This window comes from Actibacterium mucosum KCTC 23349 (assembly GCF_000647975.1).
Lineage (GTDB): Bacteria > Pseudomonadota > Alphaproteobacteria > Rhodobacterales > Rhodobacteraceae > Actibacterium > Actibacterium mucosum.
Genome location: NZ_JFKE01000001.1, coordinates 103,666 through 121,797, shown reverse-complemented (window position 1 = coordinate 121,797; position 18,132 = coordinate 103,666). Strand labels below are relative to the sequence as shown.

The window sequence follows — 18,132 nt, the reverse complement described above, 5'->3', positions numbered from 1 at the left end:
GCAAATTAAATAACGCAAAGCCGAAAAAAAGACTATGCTGACATTGTTCGCTGTTGGAGTGGAGGCCACTGGCGGATGGTTGAAATTGTTTGAAAAACAATGGAAAAATCGGATGCCTTGCACCGATTCGTTTGGGGGGACAGATGGCTGGCGATCAGAAACGTAAAAGTCGAAAGGCGGTCCTTGATGCCATTCGCGAATCGTCTGGCATTGCCCGAATCGACGTCGCCCGGAACACAGGAATCAGCCAGGCCACGGTCACCACGATCACTGCTGAAATGCTGCGGGACGGACTGATCGAAACGGTCAACACCTCTGGCGCGAACAAAGACAGCGCACGCGGACGTCCCCGTGTGGACCTCAAGCTGCGTGGAAACGCCCATATCGTTGCAGGTGTAAAGTTGGCGAACACGACCATGTCGGTGGTGATCTTGGATTTCGAGGGCAATTTGCTGGCCGAGCATGCCCCGACCTTGGAAGACTCCGTTTACGCGCCTCAAGCCCTTGCCGATACATTGCGTGGTGTGTTGGCTGATGCATGTGCATTGGCCAACATTGCGCTGGATGACCTGTCCGCCGTTGGTTTGGGCATGGCCGGCATTGTCGATGCCCCACGTGGCTTTGTGTATTGGTCGCCTTCGTTGAACGGGCGCAATGTCGATCTGCAGCCGGTTCTGGAGAAAGAGCTGGGCGTGCCGTTCTTTATCGACAACGACGCCAACCTCGTCGCGATGGCCGAGCAGTATTTTGGCGAGGGCCGTGGCGTCAAAGACTTCCTTGTTGTTACAGTCGAAAGCGGCGTTGGCATGGGGATTGTCATCAACAATAAACTGTTCCGTGGCACGCGGGGTTGTGGCGCCGAATTTGGGCATACAAAGGTTCAACTGGACGGTGCGCTGTGTCGCTGCGGGCAGCGCGGCTGCCTCGAAGCTTATGTCGCAGACTATGCCTTGCTTCGCGAAGCTTCAGTTGCCAGCGGGCGACGCCAGCAAATCACGATCCCCGAGCTGCTGGAATCGGCACGCGAAGGCGACGAGATGTCCAAATCCATCGTCACCCGCGCCTCCCGCATGTTTGCAATGGGGCTGGCAAATCTTGCGAACATATTTGACCCGGAACTGATCATACTGTCGGGCGAGCGCATGCAAATGGATCATCTATATGCGAACGACGTGATCGACCGTATCCGCGAGGCGACGATCCAGATTGACATGCCGCCACCGCGCGTCGTGATCCACAAATGGGGCGACCTGATGTGGGCGCGTGGCGCGGCGGCCTTTGCCATCGACGCCGTGGCCGATATGGCAATTGAAAGGTTGTGCGAAGTTGCGGACTAAGCTGATTGTTCTGGCGCTTGTTCCTGTGGTGGCGCAGGCCAACCCCTTGTTCGAACAAGTCGATGTTGCACCGCATGTCTATGACGGCGGTTGGGAGTTCTTTGTTGGTGGGGGTGTTGCCGCATTTGACTGCAACGCTGACAATCTGCCTGACCTTTACGCAGCTGGCGGTGAGAACCCTGCAAGCCTTTTGCGCAACACCAGCGAACGTGGTGGTGCGGTAAGCTTTGTACTGGATACTCCGGCCGAACTGGCAATCGAGGGTGTCACCGGTGCCTATCCTTTGGATATCGACAATGACGGGATCCTTGATCTTGCGGTGTTGCGGGTGGGGGAAAACCAACTGCTGAAAGGGCAAGGGGATTGCCGCTTTACCCTGTTCGACTATGACTTGGGTGATCACGACCAATGGACAACAGCGTTTTCGGCCACGTGGGAGGAGGGGCACAGCCTGCCCACCCTTGCATTTGGCAACTACGTGGATCGCCATGATCCCAATGGCCCGTTTCAAACCTGCGACGACAGCTTGTTGTTTCGACCCTCGGGCGCTGACTATGGCGCACCGTTTTTGCTGACACCTGGATTCTGCACGCTTTCCATCCTTTTCAGTGACTGGGGCCGCCAGGGTCGCGCAGATCTACGGGTTAGCAATGACCGCCATTACTACGTCAAAGGCGGGGCCGAGCAGCTTTGGTCGATGGAGGCCACACCGCGCCTTTACACCGCTGACGACGGTTGGAAGAACTATCAAATCTGGGGCATGGGCATTGCCAGTCGCGATTTGACCGGGGATGGTCTGCCCGAAGTCTACCTGACCTCGATGGGCGACCAGAAACTGCAGGCGCTGGAACCCGGTGCCAAGGGTCCCACCTATCGCGACGCCACTTATGAGCGCGGAACCACCGCGCACCGCCCCTACGAGGGCGGCGATGGGCGTCCGTCGACCGGTTGGCACGTGGCCTTTGCGGATGTGCAGAACGATGGGCTGGACGATATTTTCGTGGCCAAGGGCAACGTTGAACAGATGCCTGGTGCGGCAATGAAGGATCCAAACAACCTGTTGATCCAACAGCCCGATGCCAGCTTTGCCGAATTTGGCGGGGCTGCCGGCTTGGGCAGTATGGATCGCAGCCGTGGCGCGGCGATGGTTGACTTCAACCTGGATGGTTTGCTGGACCTCGCAGTTGTGAACCGGCGCGCGAGGCTGCAGGTTTACCGCAATGTCACACCGGATGCGGGCAATTGGCTAACTGTGCACCTGTCGCAAGTTGGTGTGAACACACAGGCCATCGGCGCGTGGATTGAACTTCGTTCAAATGGCACCACTCAATTCCGCGAGTTGGTGGTTGGCGGCGGTCATGCCGGAGGTGTCGCCGGGGCCGAGCATTTTGGGCTGGGCACTGCTGAAACTGCCGAAATCCGCGTGGTTTGGCCTGAAGGGGATGTCAGCGACTGGATTTCGGTTCAGGTGAATCAGCACTTGGCCATCACGCCAAACGGCGCCGGGTTGACCTTGGTTAACTACTGAACGGCCCTTGGCACCGGCAGACCACTGGGAACGCTTTCCGGGATGCCCAATCGCCCGGCCTCGGACAGGGGATCAGTCAAAGTGATCAAGAATGCCTCTAATGCGGCGATCTCGGCGTCACTCAGGGTGAAAGGCGGCAGCACATTGGCTGACGCAATTGCGGCCACTTCGGTTTCGTCCTGCATCAGCGCCAAGTCCGGGCTGTCCGGAAACTCAGGCAGGGCAGCGTTGAGGATGCTGTATGCTTTCAGGGACTGAACGGGGTTCAAGTGATGGCGAATCGTCGCCTCTAGCGTGGCATAAGAACCCGCGTGGCCATAAGGCGCGGTCGCCGCAACGTTGCGCAAAGACGGAGTGCGGAACGCATAGGCGTCAGCCGGGTCGCCCGTCACGCGCATTCGGCCCGTGTCGCGGTGATGAGTCTCGAACCGGGCGGCCTTGCCCGGCCCGATCTGCGGCATGGCGATGGCGTGAAACTGGTGGTCGGTCTGAAACAGGCCGCTATGGCAATCGGCGCAACGCGCTTTGCCATAAAACAGCTCCATCCCATCCATCGCCTCGTCCGGCAGCGTCTGGCCATAGCGTAGGAACTGGTCAAACGGGCTGTTGTCGGCGCGCCACTCGAAAGCGATGAAAGCGCCCAAAGCGTTGGCGATGTCTGTGAACTTGATTGCCTCATCCGTTCCGATTACCGGGTCAAACATAGCGCGGTATTCAGGGATGCCGGCAACCCGCGCGGTGATGATATCCCACGCGCCGCCGGGTTGAGCCAGAAGGCCCTGACGCACAGCCCGGCTGATGTCATTTTCGCTGTAATGCCCAGCCATTTCGTCACCCGATAAGACCGGGAACATGGTCTGCGCGGACAGGATGGAATCGAAACCTTGGGTCATATCCTCGCCCAACGGCGTTCGGATTCCGTTTGGTTCTTGCGGATCGGCTTCAAGCCGGCCGTCATGGAACATCACGGTGAACTCGGTTGCCCCGAGATTGAACAAGGCGGGCGAATTTCGCGGAATGCGCTGTTCGGGCGCGTTGGCAGCATCGATCCGACGTGCAGGGCCCAGCCCTTTGCCCCCATCACCCAAACCCAGCGAAACACCGTCCGAGGTTCCGTGATCGGGGTGGTGGCATGTGGCACAGGCAACCTCGCGGTTGCCGCTGAGGATCGGATCATAAAACAACAACTGCCCGACCTTGACCGCGTTCATGTCCACTTTGGGAAAGACCGCATCCGCTTTTGGCAACTCTGCCGCTGTCGCTAGAGTTGTGGTGCAAAGCAGCGCTGTCAGGCAGCGAAACGTCATGTTTGGGCGACCTCGATTGTTAACACCTGATGATAGGGCGCATCCGGGGTAGCAATGCAATTGGGAAAACCGGGCTGATTGATCGCGTCGGGGTGGAGTTGAGGCTCCAGACAAACGGCCGTGTTCGGTTGATGGTCCTGCCCGGCAAGGGGTTTATGCAAAGGGGCAAGGCCGCCGGAGGTATACAGTTGCAATCCCGGTTGGTCTGTCCACATCTGCAGTTGCAACCCATTAGGGCCGGTCAGAACCGCGCTGGGCCGGTCGCTTTGCGTCAGAACATAGTTGTGATCCAGACCACCTTCGGCCAAGGCATCAGCAAGGGCGGGTCCCTCGCGCAGGTCAAACTTGGTGTTGTCCACTGACATCAAAGCGCCAGAGGGGATACCTGCGGCATCGACGGGAGTGACGTGATTGGCCCGTATTTTCAGATGATGAGAGCCAATTTCACCAGCGCCCACAAGGTTATAGTACGAATGCTGCGCCAGGTTGATCGGAGTAGGGCGATCCGGCTTGGCGGACATGTAGTAAGTCAGACGTGGGCCATCCAGAACAACTTCAACGGCGAAATCCACCGCGCCGGGAAAGCCACACTCCCCCTCGGGCGAGTGATAGGTGAATTGTACCGAGCGTGGGCCATCTATTTCTGCTGCCCAAAGACGCGTGCCAAGCCCCTGCGTCCCACCATGCAGGGTGTTAGGGGGCTCGTTTACGTCGATCTGATGAGTTTTGCCCTCCAGCTGGAACTGACCTGCCGCGATGCGGTTCGCGACGCGCCCGGCAATGATTCCAAGGAAAGACGGGTTGTTCAAATAGGCGGCGGGGTCTTCATAGCCAAGAACGATGTCGACCGGACCATCATTGCCCACCACCCGCCATCTGCGGGTGATGGTTCCAAGATTAAGCAACGACACCGCCACGTCGCCATCCCGCAACGTGAATTCGCGTATTTGGTCCGGCGTGACGGTGTCTTGCATGTTTAGACGAAGCGGTTGATGTAGTTCTCCAGGATTTCCTGGCGACCCGAACGCGGAGCCGGGTTGACGTTATCGGCCAGAACACGCTGCGTGATCGTGTCGAAGTCGCTGTCCAGCATCGCCTTGGCTTCAGGGGTTTCCCAACCGGCGTAACGCTCTTTCAGCGCGTCCTCCAGACCGCCATCCTCGATCATCGCGGCGGCCGCTTTCAGGCCGCGCGCGCAGACATCCATGCCACCGATATGCGCGGCGATCAGGTCTTCGGCGTCCAGCGATTGACGGCGGATCTTGGCGTCGAAATTGGTGCCGCCCTGGGTGAAGCCGCCATCTTTCAGGATGTGGTAATAGCACAGCGCCACTTCGGGCACGTTGTTGGGGAACTGGTCGGTGTCCCAGCCCGACTGGTAATCGTTGCGGTTCATGTCGATCGAACCCAGCACACCCAGCGCTGTGGCGGTGGCGATCTCGTGCTCGAACGAGTGACCGGCCAGGATCGCGTGACCCTGTTCCAGGTTCAGCTTCACTTCGTTTTCCAAACCGTATTTCTGCAGGAAGCCAAAGCAGGTGGCGGCGTCATAGTCATACTGGTGCTTTGACGGTTCCTGCGGCTTGGGTTCCACCAGGATCTGGCCTTTGAAACCGATCTTGTGCTTGTACTCGACAACCATGTTCAGGAAGCGGCCCATATGGTCCAGCTCGGCACCCATGTCGGTGTTGATCAGGGTCTCGTACCCTTCGCGCCCACCCCACAGCACGTAGTTCTGGCCGCCCAGCTTCATCGTGGCATCCATGCAGGATTTCACGGTGGCGGCGGCAAAGGCGAACACGTCGGGGTCGGGGTTGGTTGACGCGCCCGACATCCAGCGGCGGTGGCTGAACATGTTGGCGGTGCCCCACAGCAGGTTGATGCCGGTGGCTTCCTGTTTCTCACCGAAATAGTCGACCATCTCGTTCAGGGTGCTCAGGTTGTCGGCAAAGTTGCCCTGTTCGGGGCGAACGTCAGCGTCGTGCCAGCAATAGAACGGCGCGCCCAGAATCTCGAACATCTCGAATGCCACATCGGCCTTCAGCTTGGCGCGGGCCATGTCGTCCTGCGGGTACCAGGGGCGTTCGAAGGTCTGGCCGCCAAAGGGGTCGCCGCCTTCCCATGCGAACGAGTGCCAATAAGCGATGGCAAACCGCAGATGCTCGGCCATGGTTTTGCCCATAACAACCTCTTCGGGGTTGTAGTGGTGGAACGCCATGGGGTTGGTGCTGTCGGGGCCTTCGTAGGTCGCTTTTTCGATGCCCTTGAAGAAATCGGTGCTCATTGGATTGCCTTTATTGCTGAGTAAGAGGCGCGGTATTTTTGCCAGGCGTCCTGATAGGCCGCCACAAGGTCCGCGCGGGGAGAGATAGTTTTGGCGACCGCGGGGGCCGTCATGATGTCGGTGGGTTTGGCGCCGGTTGCACCGCAAATGGCCAGACGCGCCGCCCCAAGGGCTGCGCCGAAATCGCCGGCCTCGGGCAGGTCGATCTGAATGTTCAACAGCGTTGCCAGCAGTTCGACCCAATAAGGTGATTGCGAGCCGCCGCCGATGGCCAGAACCCGGTCCAGCTTGGTACCGGTGCTTTCCAACGCCGCCAGATTGTCGCGCAGGGCGAAGGATACGCCCTCCATCACGGCCTGGGTCAGCTCGGCATGCCCGGCGCCGATATCCAGCCCGATGAACGCGCCCCGGATGGCGCTGTCATTATGCGGTGTGCGCTCGCCCGACAGATAGGGCAGGAACCGCAGATCGCCGGGGCCGCTGATGGTTTCGCCCAGGTCGCGCGACAGGTCGGCCGCGCCTTTGCCAAGGTTGCGCGACAGCCAGTTCAGGCTGTCGGTCGCGGCCAGGATCACACCCATCTGGTACCATGTGCCGGGAATGGCATGGCAAAAGGTGTGAACCGCCGACGAGGGCATGGGGGCAAAGCTGTCCTTGGCGGCCAGCAAAACGCCCGACGTGCCAAGGGACACGAACCCATCGCCCTCGCGCAGGGTACCCACGCCGCAAGCGGCCACCGCGTTGTCGCCGCCGCCGCCCACCACGGCTACATCCGACGAAACGCCCCAATCGGCGGCCAGCTCGGGGCGCAGGGTTCCCCCCGCTTCCGAACCTTCGACAAGCTCCGGCATCTGGTCGCGGCGCATGCCGGACGCAGACAACAGAACATCGGACCAGTCGCGCGCGCCGACATCCAGCCACGATGTGCCGGCACTGTCGGACATGTCTGCGAAATACCGACCGGTCATGTAGAAATTCAAATATGCTGCTGGCAGCAGAACCTTTGCCACACGTGCAAAGTTCTCGGGTTCGTTCTTTTGCATCCACACCAGTTTCGGCGCGGTGAACCCGGGGAAAACGATGTTGCCGGACAGATCACGTACCCGGGGTGCAGCGTCCAGCGCGGCGGCCTCGGCATGGCTGCGGGTGTCGTTCCACAGGATGCAGGGACGGATCACGTCGCCACTGTCATCCAGACAAGTGGCACCGTGCATGTGCCCGGACACGCCAATGCCCTTTAGCGCGGCGAATTCAGCCGGGTGGGATGAACGAAGTTCAGCAACGCAGCCGTTCAGCGCCGCGATCCAATCCGCAGGGTCCTGTTCGCTCCACCCGGGATGGGCGTGTGCAACAGGGTAAGTCCCCTCGGATGATGCAATAATGGTTCCCCCGTCATTGGCCAGCACGGCACGCAGACCGGAGGTTCCTAGATCGAGACCCAGAAACACGTTCTCCTCCTCTTTTGTCCTACTCATTGCGCGAAATAATTTTGTTGTCAAAATAAAACTTCTGCAAGCGAATAAGTGACTGAAATCGCGAAAAATATGCAGGTGCAGAAAAAGAAGAGGCCGGCGGTGGACACGCCGGCCTCCGATTATCAAGAATCACCAGAATCGGTTACAGCAGGTCACGCCCGGCCAAGTTCCGCATCAGGTGCGAGGGACCAAAGACCCACTCGGGGCATTCGGTCGACAAGCGCACCGTGTTGCGCAGCGTGCCAAAGCCGGGGGCCGAGATCGACACCACGTCACCCAGCTTGTGCGTGAACCCTTCGCCCGGCGTGTCGCGGTCTTCGGTTGGGGCAAACAGCGTTCCCAAAAACAGGACCAGCCCGTCGGGGTATTGGTGATGGCGGCCAATGGTTTGACGTACCAGTTCTTCGGGGTCGCGGCTGATCTGGTTCATCGAGGAATGACCTTCCAGCACGTACCCCTCGGGCCCGGTGACGTTCAGCGTCAGCTCGGCCTGGCGCACATCGTCCAGCGAGAAGCTGTCATCGAACAGGCGGATCATCGGCCCGATTGCGCAAGACCCGTTATTGTCCTTGGCCTTAGACAACAGCAAAGCCGAGCGCCCCTCGACATCGCGCAGGTTCACATCATTGCCCAACGTCGCGCCAACGATGCGGCCCTTGGACGACACGGCCAGAACCACCTCGGGCTCGGGGTTGTTCCAGTTCGAGATCGGGTGCAGCCCGATCTGTGCGCCGTAGCCCACCGATGACAGGATCTGCGCCTTCGAGAATACCTCGGCATCCGGGCCGATCCCAACCTCGAGATATTGCGACCACAGGCCTTCCTCGATCAGTGCGGCCTTCACATCGGCCGCCTGCGCGGACCCGGCCTCGATATTCTTCAGGCTGCCACCGATGATGCCGCCGATTTTTGCGCGGATCGCTTGCGCCTTTGCCGGATCGCCGGCGGCTTGCTCCTCGATCACGCGTTCCACCATCGAGCTGGCAAAGGTCACGCCGCAGGCCTTTACCGATTGCAGATCGCACGGTGCCAGCATGTGCAGCTGATCGGTGTCAGTCGGGTTCTGTGCAATTGTGTCGGCATCACCCAGAACGCGGCCCGGCGCGGTGCGCACATAGGTGGCGGGGTTGTCCATCTCGCAAATGTCGCGCACCGTGGGGGCCGCCTTTGCGGTGATGTCGACAAAAGCGCCGTCGCGCAGCGTAACCACCACGGGGCCCTGGCAGGCCGGGTCCCAGATGCGGCCGACAAACAGCCCGCCCAGGTCTTGGGGGAACAGGAAGTTGGTCAATTTCGTCTCCTAAATATCAGAGCTTGTAGGTGCCGGCGTCGATCCCGGTGACCGGCAGGTCAACCGCGAACAAGCCACCGGCCAGCGGTGATTTCTGCAGCGCGTCAGGCTCCATGCCCAGACGCGCCGTTGTGATGAACAAACGGTTCATCTTTGCGCCGCCGATGGCGCAGCACGTAATATTCGGCACAGGTAGGGTGACGCGCATGTCACGGCTGCCATCGGGCAGAAAGCGCTGCACAGCGCCGCCGCCGAACTGTGTGTTCCACAGCCCGCCCTCGGCATCCACGGTCGAGCCGTCCGGGCCACCTTCGCCGTCACCCAGTGTCGCAAAAACGCGCGGGTTCGACGGGGTGCCGGTTGCGGTGTCATAGTCATAGGCAACAACGTCTTTGCCGCGTGTGTCGGCGAAATACATGCGCGTGCCGTCCGGCGAGAAACAGGTGGAATTGGCGCAACCGATCCCCTCGATCACCGTGCGGACATCACCTTTGTCGACAGACCAGACCGGCGTGATTGGGTGCATGCCTTCCTCGTCAATACCACCGACGACGAAGCGCCCCTGACGATCAAGGCCGCCATCATTCATGCGGGTACGCGCACCTTCTTCGGGCTGGTATTCTTTGATCAGTTCCCGTGCACCGGTTTCCACGTCAAGCCAGCAAAGCCCATCCGTGAATGCCGCCAACGCACGGTCATTGTCTGTGAAAGCCATCGCGCACAGGCCCTTGTCCAGCGGAACACGGGACATGGCGCTGCCATCTTCGGCGCAGGACCACAAGGCATCACCAAAGATATCGGTCCAATAAACCCGTTGAGTGCGCACATTCCACTGAATGCCCTCACCAAGGTTGTTGCGGCAGTCGAGGATGAGCGAGGCCGAAAGCTCTGCCATTTCTGATTTTCCCTGCTTGGACGGCACACGTGCCGTTTCACTATCAATAGTTTTCGCAGGGAAGATACAGCCCGGATTGAGAATGCCAAGCGGGTCCAGAGTTTCTTTCAGTGATTGCGACACGTCCATTCGCACGGCGCTGGATTGTCGTTGCATTGCTTTGCGACGCACGCGACCGATGCCGTGTTCGGCACTGACAGAACCACCCATTTGACCAAGCACACCATAAACGATGTCCAGCAATTGCGCGCCGACCTCGGCAATGCGGTCGTCGGCCATGTCTTGCGGAGGCAGTATGTTAAAATGCACGTTTCCGTCGCCGACATGTCCATAGGCAATCGAAAGCCAGTCAGGTGCGGCTTCCGTCACGGCACCCTCCGCCCGGCGAATGAACTCGGGAATTTGCGAAACGCGTACTGAAATATCGGTGCGAATGTGCCGTCCACGAGCCGCCTGCGCTTCGACCATTGCTTCGCGGATCGCCCACAACATTTCTGCCTGTGACAGGCTTTCGGCCACGATGCCGTCCGCGACCAGATCTTCTTCGAACGCCCGCTCGACAAGGCTTTCCAGAAGGCCGCGCAGGTCAATAGGGCCAGAGGCTGCCAGTCGGATCAGCGCATAATATTCAAACTCTTCCTGCATCGGGGACCGCAGGGTCGATTGATGCTCAACCGCCAGATCCACGCAGGATTGCGGCAGCAGCTCAAATGCCGACATAAGGTCGGCGCAATGGCTGCGGGCAAGGCTGTAGAACTTGGTGATGGCGTCCAGACTGGTCAGGGCCAGCATCGCGGTTTCCGAGTTCTGAATGGCTGGATACAGTTGCAGAGACACGGCCGTCACAATGCCAAACGTACCTTCGGTGCCTATGAAAAGGTGCTTTAGGTCCGGGCCGGAATTGTCTTTGCGCAATTCGCTCATCAGGTCGAGGATGCGGCCATCGGGCAGAACCACCTCTATTCCCAACACCATGTTCCGCGTCATGCCATAGCGCAAAACGTTCAGGCCCCCGGCATTGGTCGCCAAAGCCCCACCAATCTGCGCAGAGCCAATTGCCCCAAAGCTCAACGGGAAAAGGCGACCATTCTTTGCCGCCTCATCCTGAATTGTTTGTACGATGCAGCCGCTTTCAACCTGCATCGTGTAATTGTCTGCATCAACTTCACGAATGTTGTTCAGGCGAGAAAGGTTCAGAACAACGGCCTTGTTCTCATCCTGCGTATAGGTTCCGCCGACAAGGCCTGTGTTCCCACCTTGCGGGATCATGGAAAGGCCATGTTCGTGGCAGTACCGGGCAACTGAAGAAACCTCGTTCACATTTCCCGGCTGCACAATGCACAGCGGGGACGAGGTCAAATCACCCGACCAGTCTTTCAGAAACCGATCATTGTCTGATCCGGTGCCTAATACGTATCGTTCTCCAACAAGCTGAACCAATGCCTGTTTGTGCATGTGTGTAGGGGGTTGCGCGTCCATACCGATTCCTGTCGTTTGGATCAGCTTACGGCAAAAAAAGAATTTGTCCAACAATTGGACAACATGATAACCAATTTAGGTGAGCTGATTCGAAAAATGTAGAATCAGCGCGGGAGGATGTTTTGAAAGCGATACGCATTCACGGTGCGAACGACGTTCGCATATCGGAAATGGATCAGCCAAAGCCGGGGCCGGGTCAGGTTCTGCTGCGCGTTTTGGCCACCGGAATCTGCGGCACCGATGTCGAAATATTTGACGGCGTGATGGCCTATTTCGTGCGGGGCATGGCCAGCTACCCCGTGACACCCGGCCACGAATGGGTGGGTGAGGTTGTGGAATGTGGTGAGGGCGTTGAAGGGCTGCACCCCGGTCAGCGCGCCGTTGGTGAATGCAGCGTGGGTTGCATGGCCTGCCCGACCTGCCTGGCAGGCAATTACCACCAATGCCCCAATCGGACCGAGACAGGTATTCTTAACCGTGATGGTGGTTTCGCAGAATACATTCTGTTCCCGGCCCTGTTTCTTCACCCGATTTCAGAAAGCGTTGACCCGCGCGCGGCCGCTTTGGTTGAGCCAACTGCGATTGCCTATAACGGAGTGAAAAACGCCGACATCAGCCCATCGGACCGTTTGGTGATCCACGGCGATGGCCCCATCGGCCTGTTGGTTCTTCAGGTCGCAAAGGCGTTTGGCGCACAATCCATTGCGATGGTCGGTGGCACACCGGCGCGGCTGGATCTGGCGCGCACGTTGGGCGCGGATGTCACGATCAACGCGCTCGCCGAAGATGTCGCTGCGAAGCTGGCAGAATTTGGCAACGGACGCATGCCGAACAAGGCAATCGAGGCCACGGGAATTCCCCAAGCCGCCGCAACAGCCCTGACCGCGATCGAGCCGGGCGGCACCGTGGTGCTGCAGGGCCTCTTTGGCGGGCGTCTTCTGGACGGGTTCGACCTGGACCAGATCGTGATCAACGACCTGAGCGTCAAAGGCGCGCTGGGCAGCCCAGGTATCTGGCCCGATGTGATCAAGATGATCGAACAAGGCCGCGTCGACCCACTGGCGATTGTCAGCCACAGCCTGTCGTTGGACCAGTTCGAGCAGGGCATCGGCATGGTCAAGAATCACGAAGGCATCAAGCTGGTCGTGACACAAACGGAGACCGCGTCATGAGCGACACCCCCGCAATCGAAGGGCGCGGCCTGTCGAAAGCCTATAACGGTGTGACCGTTGTGCGCGACATCGATATCGCCGTGCAGCCCGGCCGCATCCGCGCGGTGATCGGCGAAAACGGCGCCGGGAAATCGACACTTATGAAGATGCTGACCGGCATCGTCGCGCCGACCGAAGGCCAGATTTGGCTGGACGGCAAGGAGGTGCGGTTCGACCGCCCGCGCGACGCCATGGATGCCGGCGTTGGAATCGTTCACCAGGAACTGCAGATCGTCCCCATGCTCTCAGTGGCCGACAACATCATGCTGGTGGGCGGGCCGGTGGCACCAAAAACCTATCGCGGTGCTCCGGCCGAAAAAACCTTTGTGCAGGGGCTGTTGGACCGGGTTGGTCTGAACGTACGCCCGGGCACGCTGGCCGCGCGCCTATCTGCGGCCGAAGGACAGCTGCTGGAAATTGCCAAGGCTCTGGCGCTGGACAGCAAAGTAATTGTGTTTGACGAGCCGACATCGGCCTTGCCACCCAACGACGTCGAGCGTCTGCTGACGCTGGTGGAACGCTTGCGCGCCGAGGGTCATGCGATCTTGTACATCTCGCACCACTTGTCCGAGATTAAGCGCATCGCAGACGACATCACCGTATTGCGCGACGGTGGGTTGGTGGGACATTACCTGTGCGCCGATCTGGAAACCGAGGACATGATCCAACTTATGGTGGATCGCCCGGTCTCGCTGTACGGTGCCATGCTGCCCAAGCCAACCAATACCCCGGTATTAGAAGTTACAGGCGTCGCCACCGACGCGGTGACCGACCTCAGCTTTACGCTGAACAAGGGCGAAATCATCGGCTTTGCCGGCCTTATCGGTTCGGGCATGCATGACGCGGCACAGGCTCTGGTCGGCGGCGATCGCTTGCGAGGTGGCACGATCAGGGTAAACGGCAAACCTGCGCGGATCGTGAATCCGGCCAGTGCAGCCGAACATGGAATCGTGATTGTTCCCGAGGAACGTAAGGTTCAGGGAATTCTGCCCAGCCATTCGGTACAGGAAAACTTCCATATCGGCCGTCACCGCAAGTTCACAAATGGTGGCATCTTGTCGCCACGTGCGATGCGGTCGAAAGCCAAGGAATTGGTCGGTGATTTCAAGGTGCGTCTTGCCAACCTGTCACAGCCAATCAGCACTCTGTCCGGTGGCAACCAGCAGAAAGTTGTGGTGGCGCGCTGCGTGCAGTCGAACCCCGATGTGTTGATCCTGGCCGAACCCACGCGCGGCGTGGATGTGGGCGCAAAGGACGATATTCACCAGCTGGTCCTGGACCTCGCGGCGCAGGGCACCGCGGTGGTCGTTGTGTCCTCGGAAATGGACGAGGTTCTGGCCCTGTCGCACAAGGTGGCCGTCTTCTCCGAAGGTCGCATGCAGGGCCTGCTCAGCCACGAAAATGCCTCGCCCACCGAGGTGATGAAACTCGCTACCCCCAAGACATCGAAGGAAAACGGCAATGGCCATGAACGCGCAGCCTGAGACGCAGGAAAACAACAGCCTGCTTGCCAATCTTTGGGAGCGGGCCAAGGATTTCCCTGAATCGCGCCTGATCCTGGCGATCCTGATCGGCGGCGCGCTGTTGGCTTGGCAGGCCGAGGTGTTTTTGTCAGGCCGCAACCTGCGGTCGGTGATGCTGGCCATTTCGTTCTCGGCGATTGCGGCAATGGGGCAGCTTCTGGTGATTCTCACCGGCCGGATCGACCTGTCGACGGGATCAACTATGGCTCTATCAGGAATGATCACGGCTCTATCTCTGGTTGCGGGCGTGCCGGTGCCGATTGCAATGGCCATCGGCATCTGCGTGGGTGGCATCGTGGGGTTCGTGAACGGCTTTATCTCGATGCGGTTTGGCATCTCGTCGTTCATCGTCACCCTGGGCACGTTGCAGGTGGCGCGCGGCATCACCGTGGGCCTGACCGAGGGCGACACGGTATCGGGCTTTGCCGACATATTCCTGTTCATCGGGTCAGGCCGGGTGGCGGGGTTGCCACTGCCTGTGTGGATCATGCTTGTGCTGCTGATCGGTTTCACCATTTTCCTGAAATACACCGCCACCGGCCGCGAGATTTTCGCCATAGGTGGCAACGAAACCGCAGCCCGCTTGGCTGGGGTTAAGGTTTCCCGCCTGCAAGTGCTGGTCTTCGTGATCGCTGGCATGATGGCGGGGCTGGCCGGCGTTTTGCTGACCGCGCGTCTGGGTGCGGCTGTGTCAAATGCGTCGGTCGGTTACGAGCTGATCGTGATCGCATCGGTCGTGATCGGGGGTGCCAGCCTGTCGGGCGGTGCCGGAACCGTGCTGGGTGTTGTTCTGGGTGCGATGCTGATCGGCATCGTCAACAACGCGCTGGTTCTGCTGGTGGTGCCGACCTACTGGCAGCAGACATTCACGGGGGCTGTGATTGTGGCCGCCGCACTGATCGATCAGATGCGGCGGCGCTAGGCGCCCAACAAATTACCAACGCGGCCGAATCTTGGAGGACAGGGCCGCATCAATCCAGTGGAGGACAACCATGACGAAGAAAACTAACATCTCGCGCCGCGATTTCCTAGGCACGATGACAACTGCAACCGTAGCGGGTGCCACGATGACCATGTGGGCCCCTAAAGAGGCACGCGCGGCCGGTAAAATGAACCTGGCATTTGTGCCCAAGGCGCTGAACAATCCGGTATTCGAAGTGACCCGTTGGGGCGCTGAAGACCGTATTGCCGAGCTGGATGGCGATATTTCGTTCCGCTGGGTTGGCCCGACAACCACGGATGCTGCTGCGCAGGCCCAAATCCTGGACGATCTGGTCATTCAGGGCGTGAACGGCATCTGCCTGTCGTGCAACGACCCCGATGCCCTGATCCCCGCGATCAACCGTGCCGTGATGGAAGGCGTGACCGTCATCACCTGGGATGCCGATTCGCCCAGCTCGAAGCGCGCAACCAACGTGTCGATCGACCAGGAAGCTGCTGGTGCCGAAGCCGGCAAAATCATCGCTCAGCTGGCGCCCAAAGGTAAGCTGGCCATCCTGACCGGCACCCCCGGTGCTCTGAACCTTGAGCAGCGTGTGGCGGGCTTCCGTTCGGTCGTGGATCAGCATGCCGACATCGAAGTGATCGCAACAGACCCCTGCAACGACGACGTGCAGCGCGCCGTTGAGATTGTCGAGCAGCGCATCAACGCGACGCCCGACCTGGCCTCGTACTTCTTCGTTGGCATGTGGCCCTTCTTTGCGGACCTGAAAACCATGCCGCAGTTGAAGGCTTTTGTGGATCGTGGCGGCAAATGTGTCTCGCTGGACGCGCTTGAAGGTGCTCTGAATGCAGTTGACCAGGGCTATTGTAACTCGCTTGTTGGCTACAGCTGGTGGGGCTTTGGCCGTACCGCAGTGGACGTCCTGGTCGCCAAGATCCGTGACGGTGTTGATCCGGCTGACCCGATGTTCACCGAGCTGTTCATCGTCGATGAAAGCAACATCGCGGAATACATGACGAAACAAGCCGAAACCGGCGGTCGTTTCTGATATCGTTGCACCGCCACGGGTTTTCCCCGTGGCGGTGTTTCCCCGCACTGCCAAGTATGCGATAGGATAAGCCTACAAACAGGCGAAAGAACGCAAACAACGCGCAGGAAACCAAGATGCCCCAGTTCAAGGAAATTCGTCGTACCGGACAGTTGCCCGATTTAATCGCGTCCGAGATCATGTCTCAGATCCTCGGGGGTGAACTGAAACCGGGTGACGTACTGCCAACCGAGGCTGCGTTGGCCGAGTCCTTCGGTGTCAGCAGAAACGTTGTTCGCGAAGCTATTGCACGGCTGCGCTCGGATGGGTTGATCGAGACCAAGCAAGGGCGCGGCGCCACCGTGCGGCCGCCGTCAGAACGCGAGACCTTCCGTGTCGACCTTTCAGCGTTGGAGGAAACAACCTCGTTGGCTGACCTGTTTGAACTGCGCGGGATACTGGAGATCGAGGCCGCCGGTCTCGCCGCCCAACGCCGTACCGAAGAAGACCTGACCCGCCTGCAAGCCGCCATCGACAACATGGCCGGGCAACAGGAATTCGATGAAAAACGGCTGGAGGCTGATGCTGAATTTCACCGTGCCATGGGCACGGCCACCAAGAACGCTTTTCTGGCGACGATCGTCGATTATCTGTCGTCGCGCCTGAAAGAAACCACCCGCGCCACCAATCGTATCTATCGCGACGGCGACCTGATCGCCGTGACCATTGGCGAACACGAAAAGATCCTTGCCGCCGTCAAGGCGCAGGACGCTCAGGCGGTACGGGAAGCCATGCAAGGGCATATCCGCGGCGCGGCCAAACGGCTGGGCGTGGATTTGCCCGACTAACACATTAGGAGGCCAAGATGCCGAACCACACCCCTGTACCCAACCGCTTCAAAGGCAAAGTGGCCATCGTGACAGGGGGGGCGAATGGCATCGGTCTGGCGATCGTCGAACAGCTGTGCCTTGAAGGCGCGCAGGTGGTGTTTTCCGATCTGTCTGCAGAAGATGGCGAGGCACGGGCGTCCGCGCTTTCTCAGGCGGGCCACGACGTGCGCTTTATTCAGGGCGATATGGGCGACGAAGCGTTTTGCGCAGCACTGGTTGATGGCGCGGTGCAGGCTTATGGCCGTGTCGACCTTTTGGTGAACAACGCTTTTGCCTTTGTCGCGGCTTCACTCGAGGCAAAGACCAGCGAATGGCAAACCTCTTATTTTGTCGGCCCTGTGGGCTTTGCCCGAATGATCCAGAACGCCACCCCGCATATGGCCAAAGCTGGCGGCGGGGCCGTGGTAAATATCGGCTCTATCTCGGGCCATATCGCGCAGAAGGACCGCTGGACTTACAACATGTCCAAAGGTGCAGTTGATCAGCTGACCAAGTGCGCTGCGCTTGATGTGGCCGAACACGGCATCCGCGTGAACTCCATCAGCCCCGGCTGGATTTGGTCGCGCGAGGTTCTGAACGCTGCCAATGCCGATGGCGGTGGACGCGAGAAGTACGAGCCGATCTGGGGCGCCTACCACATGCTGCGACGGTGCGGTGAAACGGTAGAAGTGGCGCGTGCCACGTTGTTTCTGCTTAGCGACGACGCCTCGTTCATCACAGGTACAGACCTGCCGGTGGATGGTGGCTATCTCAGTATGGGGCCCGAAGGGATCGGACAGGCTGGGCTGGTTGTGGGCGGCCAATAGGGCGCAAACGTAACCATTGCTCACATGCTGATCAGCTGGCGGAAATTGTGCGCGGAATGGACCACATGATCACCTGCAGACCCCTCTGTGCATTGTCAAACTGCGACATTTGTCCTACAACCCCACGAAACCCCTA

At 59.5% G+C, this 18,132-nt stretch carries 14 protein-coding genes; 8 read left to right on the top strand and 6 right to left on the bottom strand.

Annotated elements, in window-relative coordinates; translation table 11 throughout:
* The first annotated feature begins 143 nt into the window (after positions 1-143).
* Both ACMU_RS00645 and ACMU_RS00640 read left to right on the top strand, forming a co-directional pair.
* Complete coding sequence (locus ACMU_RS00645; RefSeq protein WP_035255224.1) at positions 144-1,337, top strand: ROK family transcriptional regulator; 1,194 nt, start codon at positions 144-146, stop codon at positions 1,335-1,337.
* Positions 1,327-2,865 (top strand): CRTAC1 family protein, encoded by a 1,539-nt coding sequence (locus ACMU_RS00640; protein WP_035255222.1) that lies wholly within the window; start codon positions 1,327-1,329, stop codon positions 2,863-2,865. The genes ACMU_RS00645 and ACMU_RS00640 overlap by 11 nt, the downstream gene beginning before the upstream one ends.
* Here the strand turns inward: ACMU_RS00640 and ACMU_RS00635 are convergent.
* The 6 genes from ACMU_RS00635 to ACMU_RS18550 form a co-directional block, all read right to left on the bottom strand.
* Positions 2,859-4,172 carry a cytochrome-c peroxidase gene (locus tag ACMU_RS00635; protein ID WP_035255221.1) on the bottom strand — a complete coding sequence of 438 codons (1,314 nt, stop codon included), beginning with the start codon at positions 4,170-4,172 and terminating at the stop codon, positions 2,859-2,861. The two genes, ACMU_RS00640 and ACMU_RS00635, sit on opposite strands and share 7 nt — an antisense overlap.
* Entirely contained in the window at positions 4,169-5,146 is a 978-nt protein-coding gene (locus ACMU_RS00630) for an aldose epimerase family protein (RefSeq protein WP_035255218.1), read from the bottom strand. The genes ACMU_RS00635 and ACMU_RS00630 overlap by 4 nt, the downstream gene beginning before the upstream one ends.
* A gap of 2 nt (positions 5,147-5,148) precedes the next feature.
* A complete protein-coding gene (xylA, locus tag ACMU_RS00625; protein WP_035255215.1) occupies positions 5,149-6,456 on the bottom strand; it encodes a xylose isomerase in 1,308 nt (435 codons plus the stop codon).
* Positions 6,453-7,931: a xylulokinase gene (gene xylB / locus ACMU_RS00620; RefSeq protein ID WP_236626156.1), complete on the bottom strand. Its 1,479-nt coding sequence runs from the start codon at positions 7,929-7,931 to the stop codon at positions 6,453-6,455. Before xylB ends, xylA begins: the two co-directional genes overlap by 4 nt.
* A gap of 142 nt (positions 7,932-8,073) precedes the next feature.
* Positions 8,074-9,222: a fumarylacetoacetate hydrolase family protein gene (locus ACMU_RS00615; protein WP_081805335.1), complete on the bottom strand. Its 1,149-nt coding sequence runs from the start codon at positions 9,220-9,222 to the stop codon at positions 8,074-8,076.
* 16 nt (positions 9,223-9,238) lie between these two features.
* The gene (locus ACMU_RS18550; RefSeq protein ID WP_161635601.1) at positions 9,239-11,572 is read right to left on the bottom strand and encodes an SMP-30/gluconolactonase/LRE family protein; all 2,334 of its coding nucleotides are present in this window, start codon (positions 11,570-11,572) and stop codon (positions 9,239-9,241) included.
* 146 nt (positions 11,573-11,718) lie between these two features.
* On the opposite strand from ACMU_RS18550, the gene ACMU_RS00605 reads away from it, so the two are divergent.
* The 6 genes from ACMU_RS00605 (at position 11,719) to ACMU_RS00580 (ending at position 17,996) form a co-directional block, all read left to right on the top strand.
* Positions 11,719-12,768 carry a zinc-dependent alcohol dehydrogenase gene (locus ACMU_RS00605; RefSeq protein WP_152544469.1) on the top strand — a complete coding sequence of 350 codons (1,050 nt, stop codon included), beginning with the start codon at positions 11,719-11,721 and terminating at the stop codon, positions 12,766-12,768.
* Positions 12,765-14,291: a sugar ABC transporter ATP-binding protein gene (locus ACMU_RS00600; RefSeq protein ID WP_035255210.1), complete on the top strand. Its 1,527-nt coding sequence runs from the start codon at positions 12,765-12,767 to the stop codon at positions 14,289-14,291. The genes ACMU_RS00605 and ACMU_RS00600 overlap by 4 nt, the downstream gene beginning before the upstream one ends.
* The gene (locus ACMU_RS00595; RefSeq protein ID WP_035255209.1) at positions 14,269-15,252 is read left to right on the top strand and encodes an ABC transporter permease; all 984 of its coding nucleotides are present in this window, start codon (positions 14,269-14,271) and stop codon (positions 15,250-15,252) included. The genes ACMU_RS00600 and ACMU_RS00595 overlap by 23 nt, the downstream gene beginning before the upstream one ends.
* A 70-nt stretch (positions 15,253-15,322) precedes the next feature.
* The gene (locus ACMU_RS00590; RefSeq protein ID WP_081805334.1) at positions 15,323-16,321 is read left to right on the top strand and encodes a substrate-binding domain-containing protein; all 999 of its coding nucleotides are present in this window, start codon (positions 15,323-15,325) and stop codon (positions 16,319-16,321) included.
* Between the two features lie 116 nt (positions 16,322-16,437).
* Positions 16,438-17,148: a FadR/GntR family transcriptional regulator gene (locus tag ACMU_RS00585; RefSeq protein ID WP_035255205.1), complete on the top strand. Its 711-nt coding sequence runs from the start codon at positions 16,438-16,440 to the stop codon at positions 17,146-17,148.
* A 17-nt stretch (positions 17,149-17,165) separates the two neighbouring features.
* Positions 17,166-17,996 (top strand): SDR family oxidoreductase, encoded by an 831-nt coding sequence (locus ACMU_RS00580; protein WP_035255202.1) that lies wholly within the window; start codon positions 17,166-17,168, stop codon positions 17,994-17,996.
* Positions 17,997-18,132: the final 136 nt, after the last annotated feature.

Excerpts from the sequence above, each read along its gene's own strand:
- ACMU_RS00645 (WP_035255224.1), top strand. The coding sequence starts at position 144 with ATGGCTGGCGATCAGAAACGTAAAAGTCGAAAGGCGGTCCTTGATGCC.
- ACMU_RS00635 (WP_035255221.1), bottom strand. The coding sequence starts at position 4,172 with ATGACGTTTCGCTGCCTGACAGCGCTGCTTTGCACCACAACTCTAGCG.
- ACMU_RS00630 (WP_035255218.1), bottom strand. The coding sequence starts at position 5,146 with ATGCAAGACACCGTCACGCCGGACCAAATACGCGAATTCACGTTGCGG.
- xylA (WP_035255215.1), bottom strand. The coding sequence starts at position 6,456 with ATGAGCACCGATTTCTTCAAGGGCATCGAAAAAGCGACCTACGAAGGC.
- xylB (WP_236626156.1), bottom strand. The coding sequence starts at position 7,931 with ATGAGTAGGACAAAAGAGGAGGAGAACGTGTTTCTGGGTCTCGATCTA.
- ACMU_RS18550 (WP_161635601.1), bottom strand. The coding sequence starts at position 11,572 with ATGCACAAACAGGCATTGGTTCAGCTTGTTGGAGAACGATACGTATTA.
- ACMU_RS00600 (WP_035255210.1), top strand. The coding sequence starts at position 12,765 with ATGAGCGACACCCCCGCAATCGAAGGGCGCGGCCTGTCGAAAGCCTAT.
- ACMU_RS00595 (WP_035255209.1), top strand. The coding sequence starts at position 14,269 with ATGGCCATGAACGCGCAGCCTGAGACGCAGGAAAACAACAGCCTGCTT.
- ACMU_RS00590 (WP_081805334.1), top strand. The coding sequence starts at position 15,323 with ATGACGAAGAAAACTAACATCTCGCGCCGCGATTTCCTAGGCACGATG.
- ACMU_RS00585 (WP_035255205.1), top strand. The coding sequence starts at position 16,438 with ATGCCCCAGTTCAAGGAAATTCGTCGTACCGGACAGTTGCCCGATTTA.
- ACMU_RS00580 (WP_035255202.1), top strand. The coding sequence starts at position 17,166 with ATGCCGAACCACACCCCTGTACCCAACCGCTTCAAAGGCAAAGTGGCC.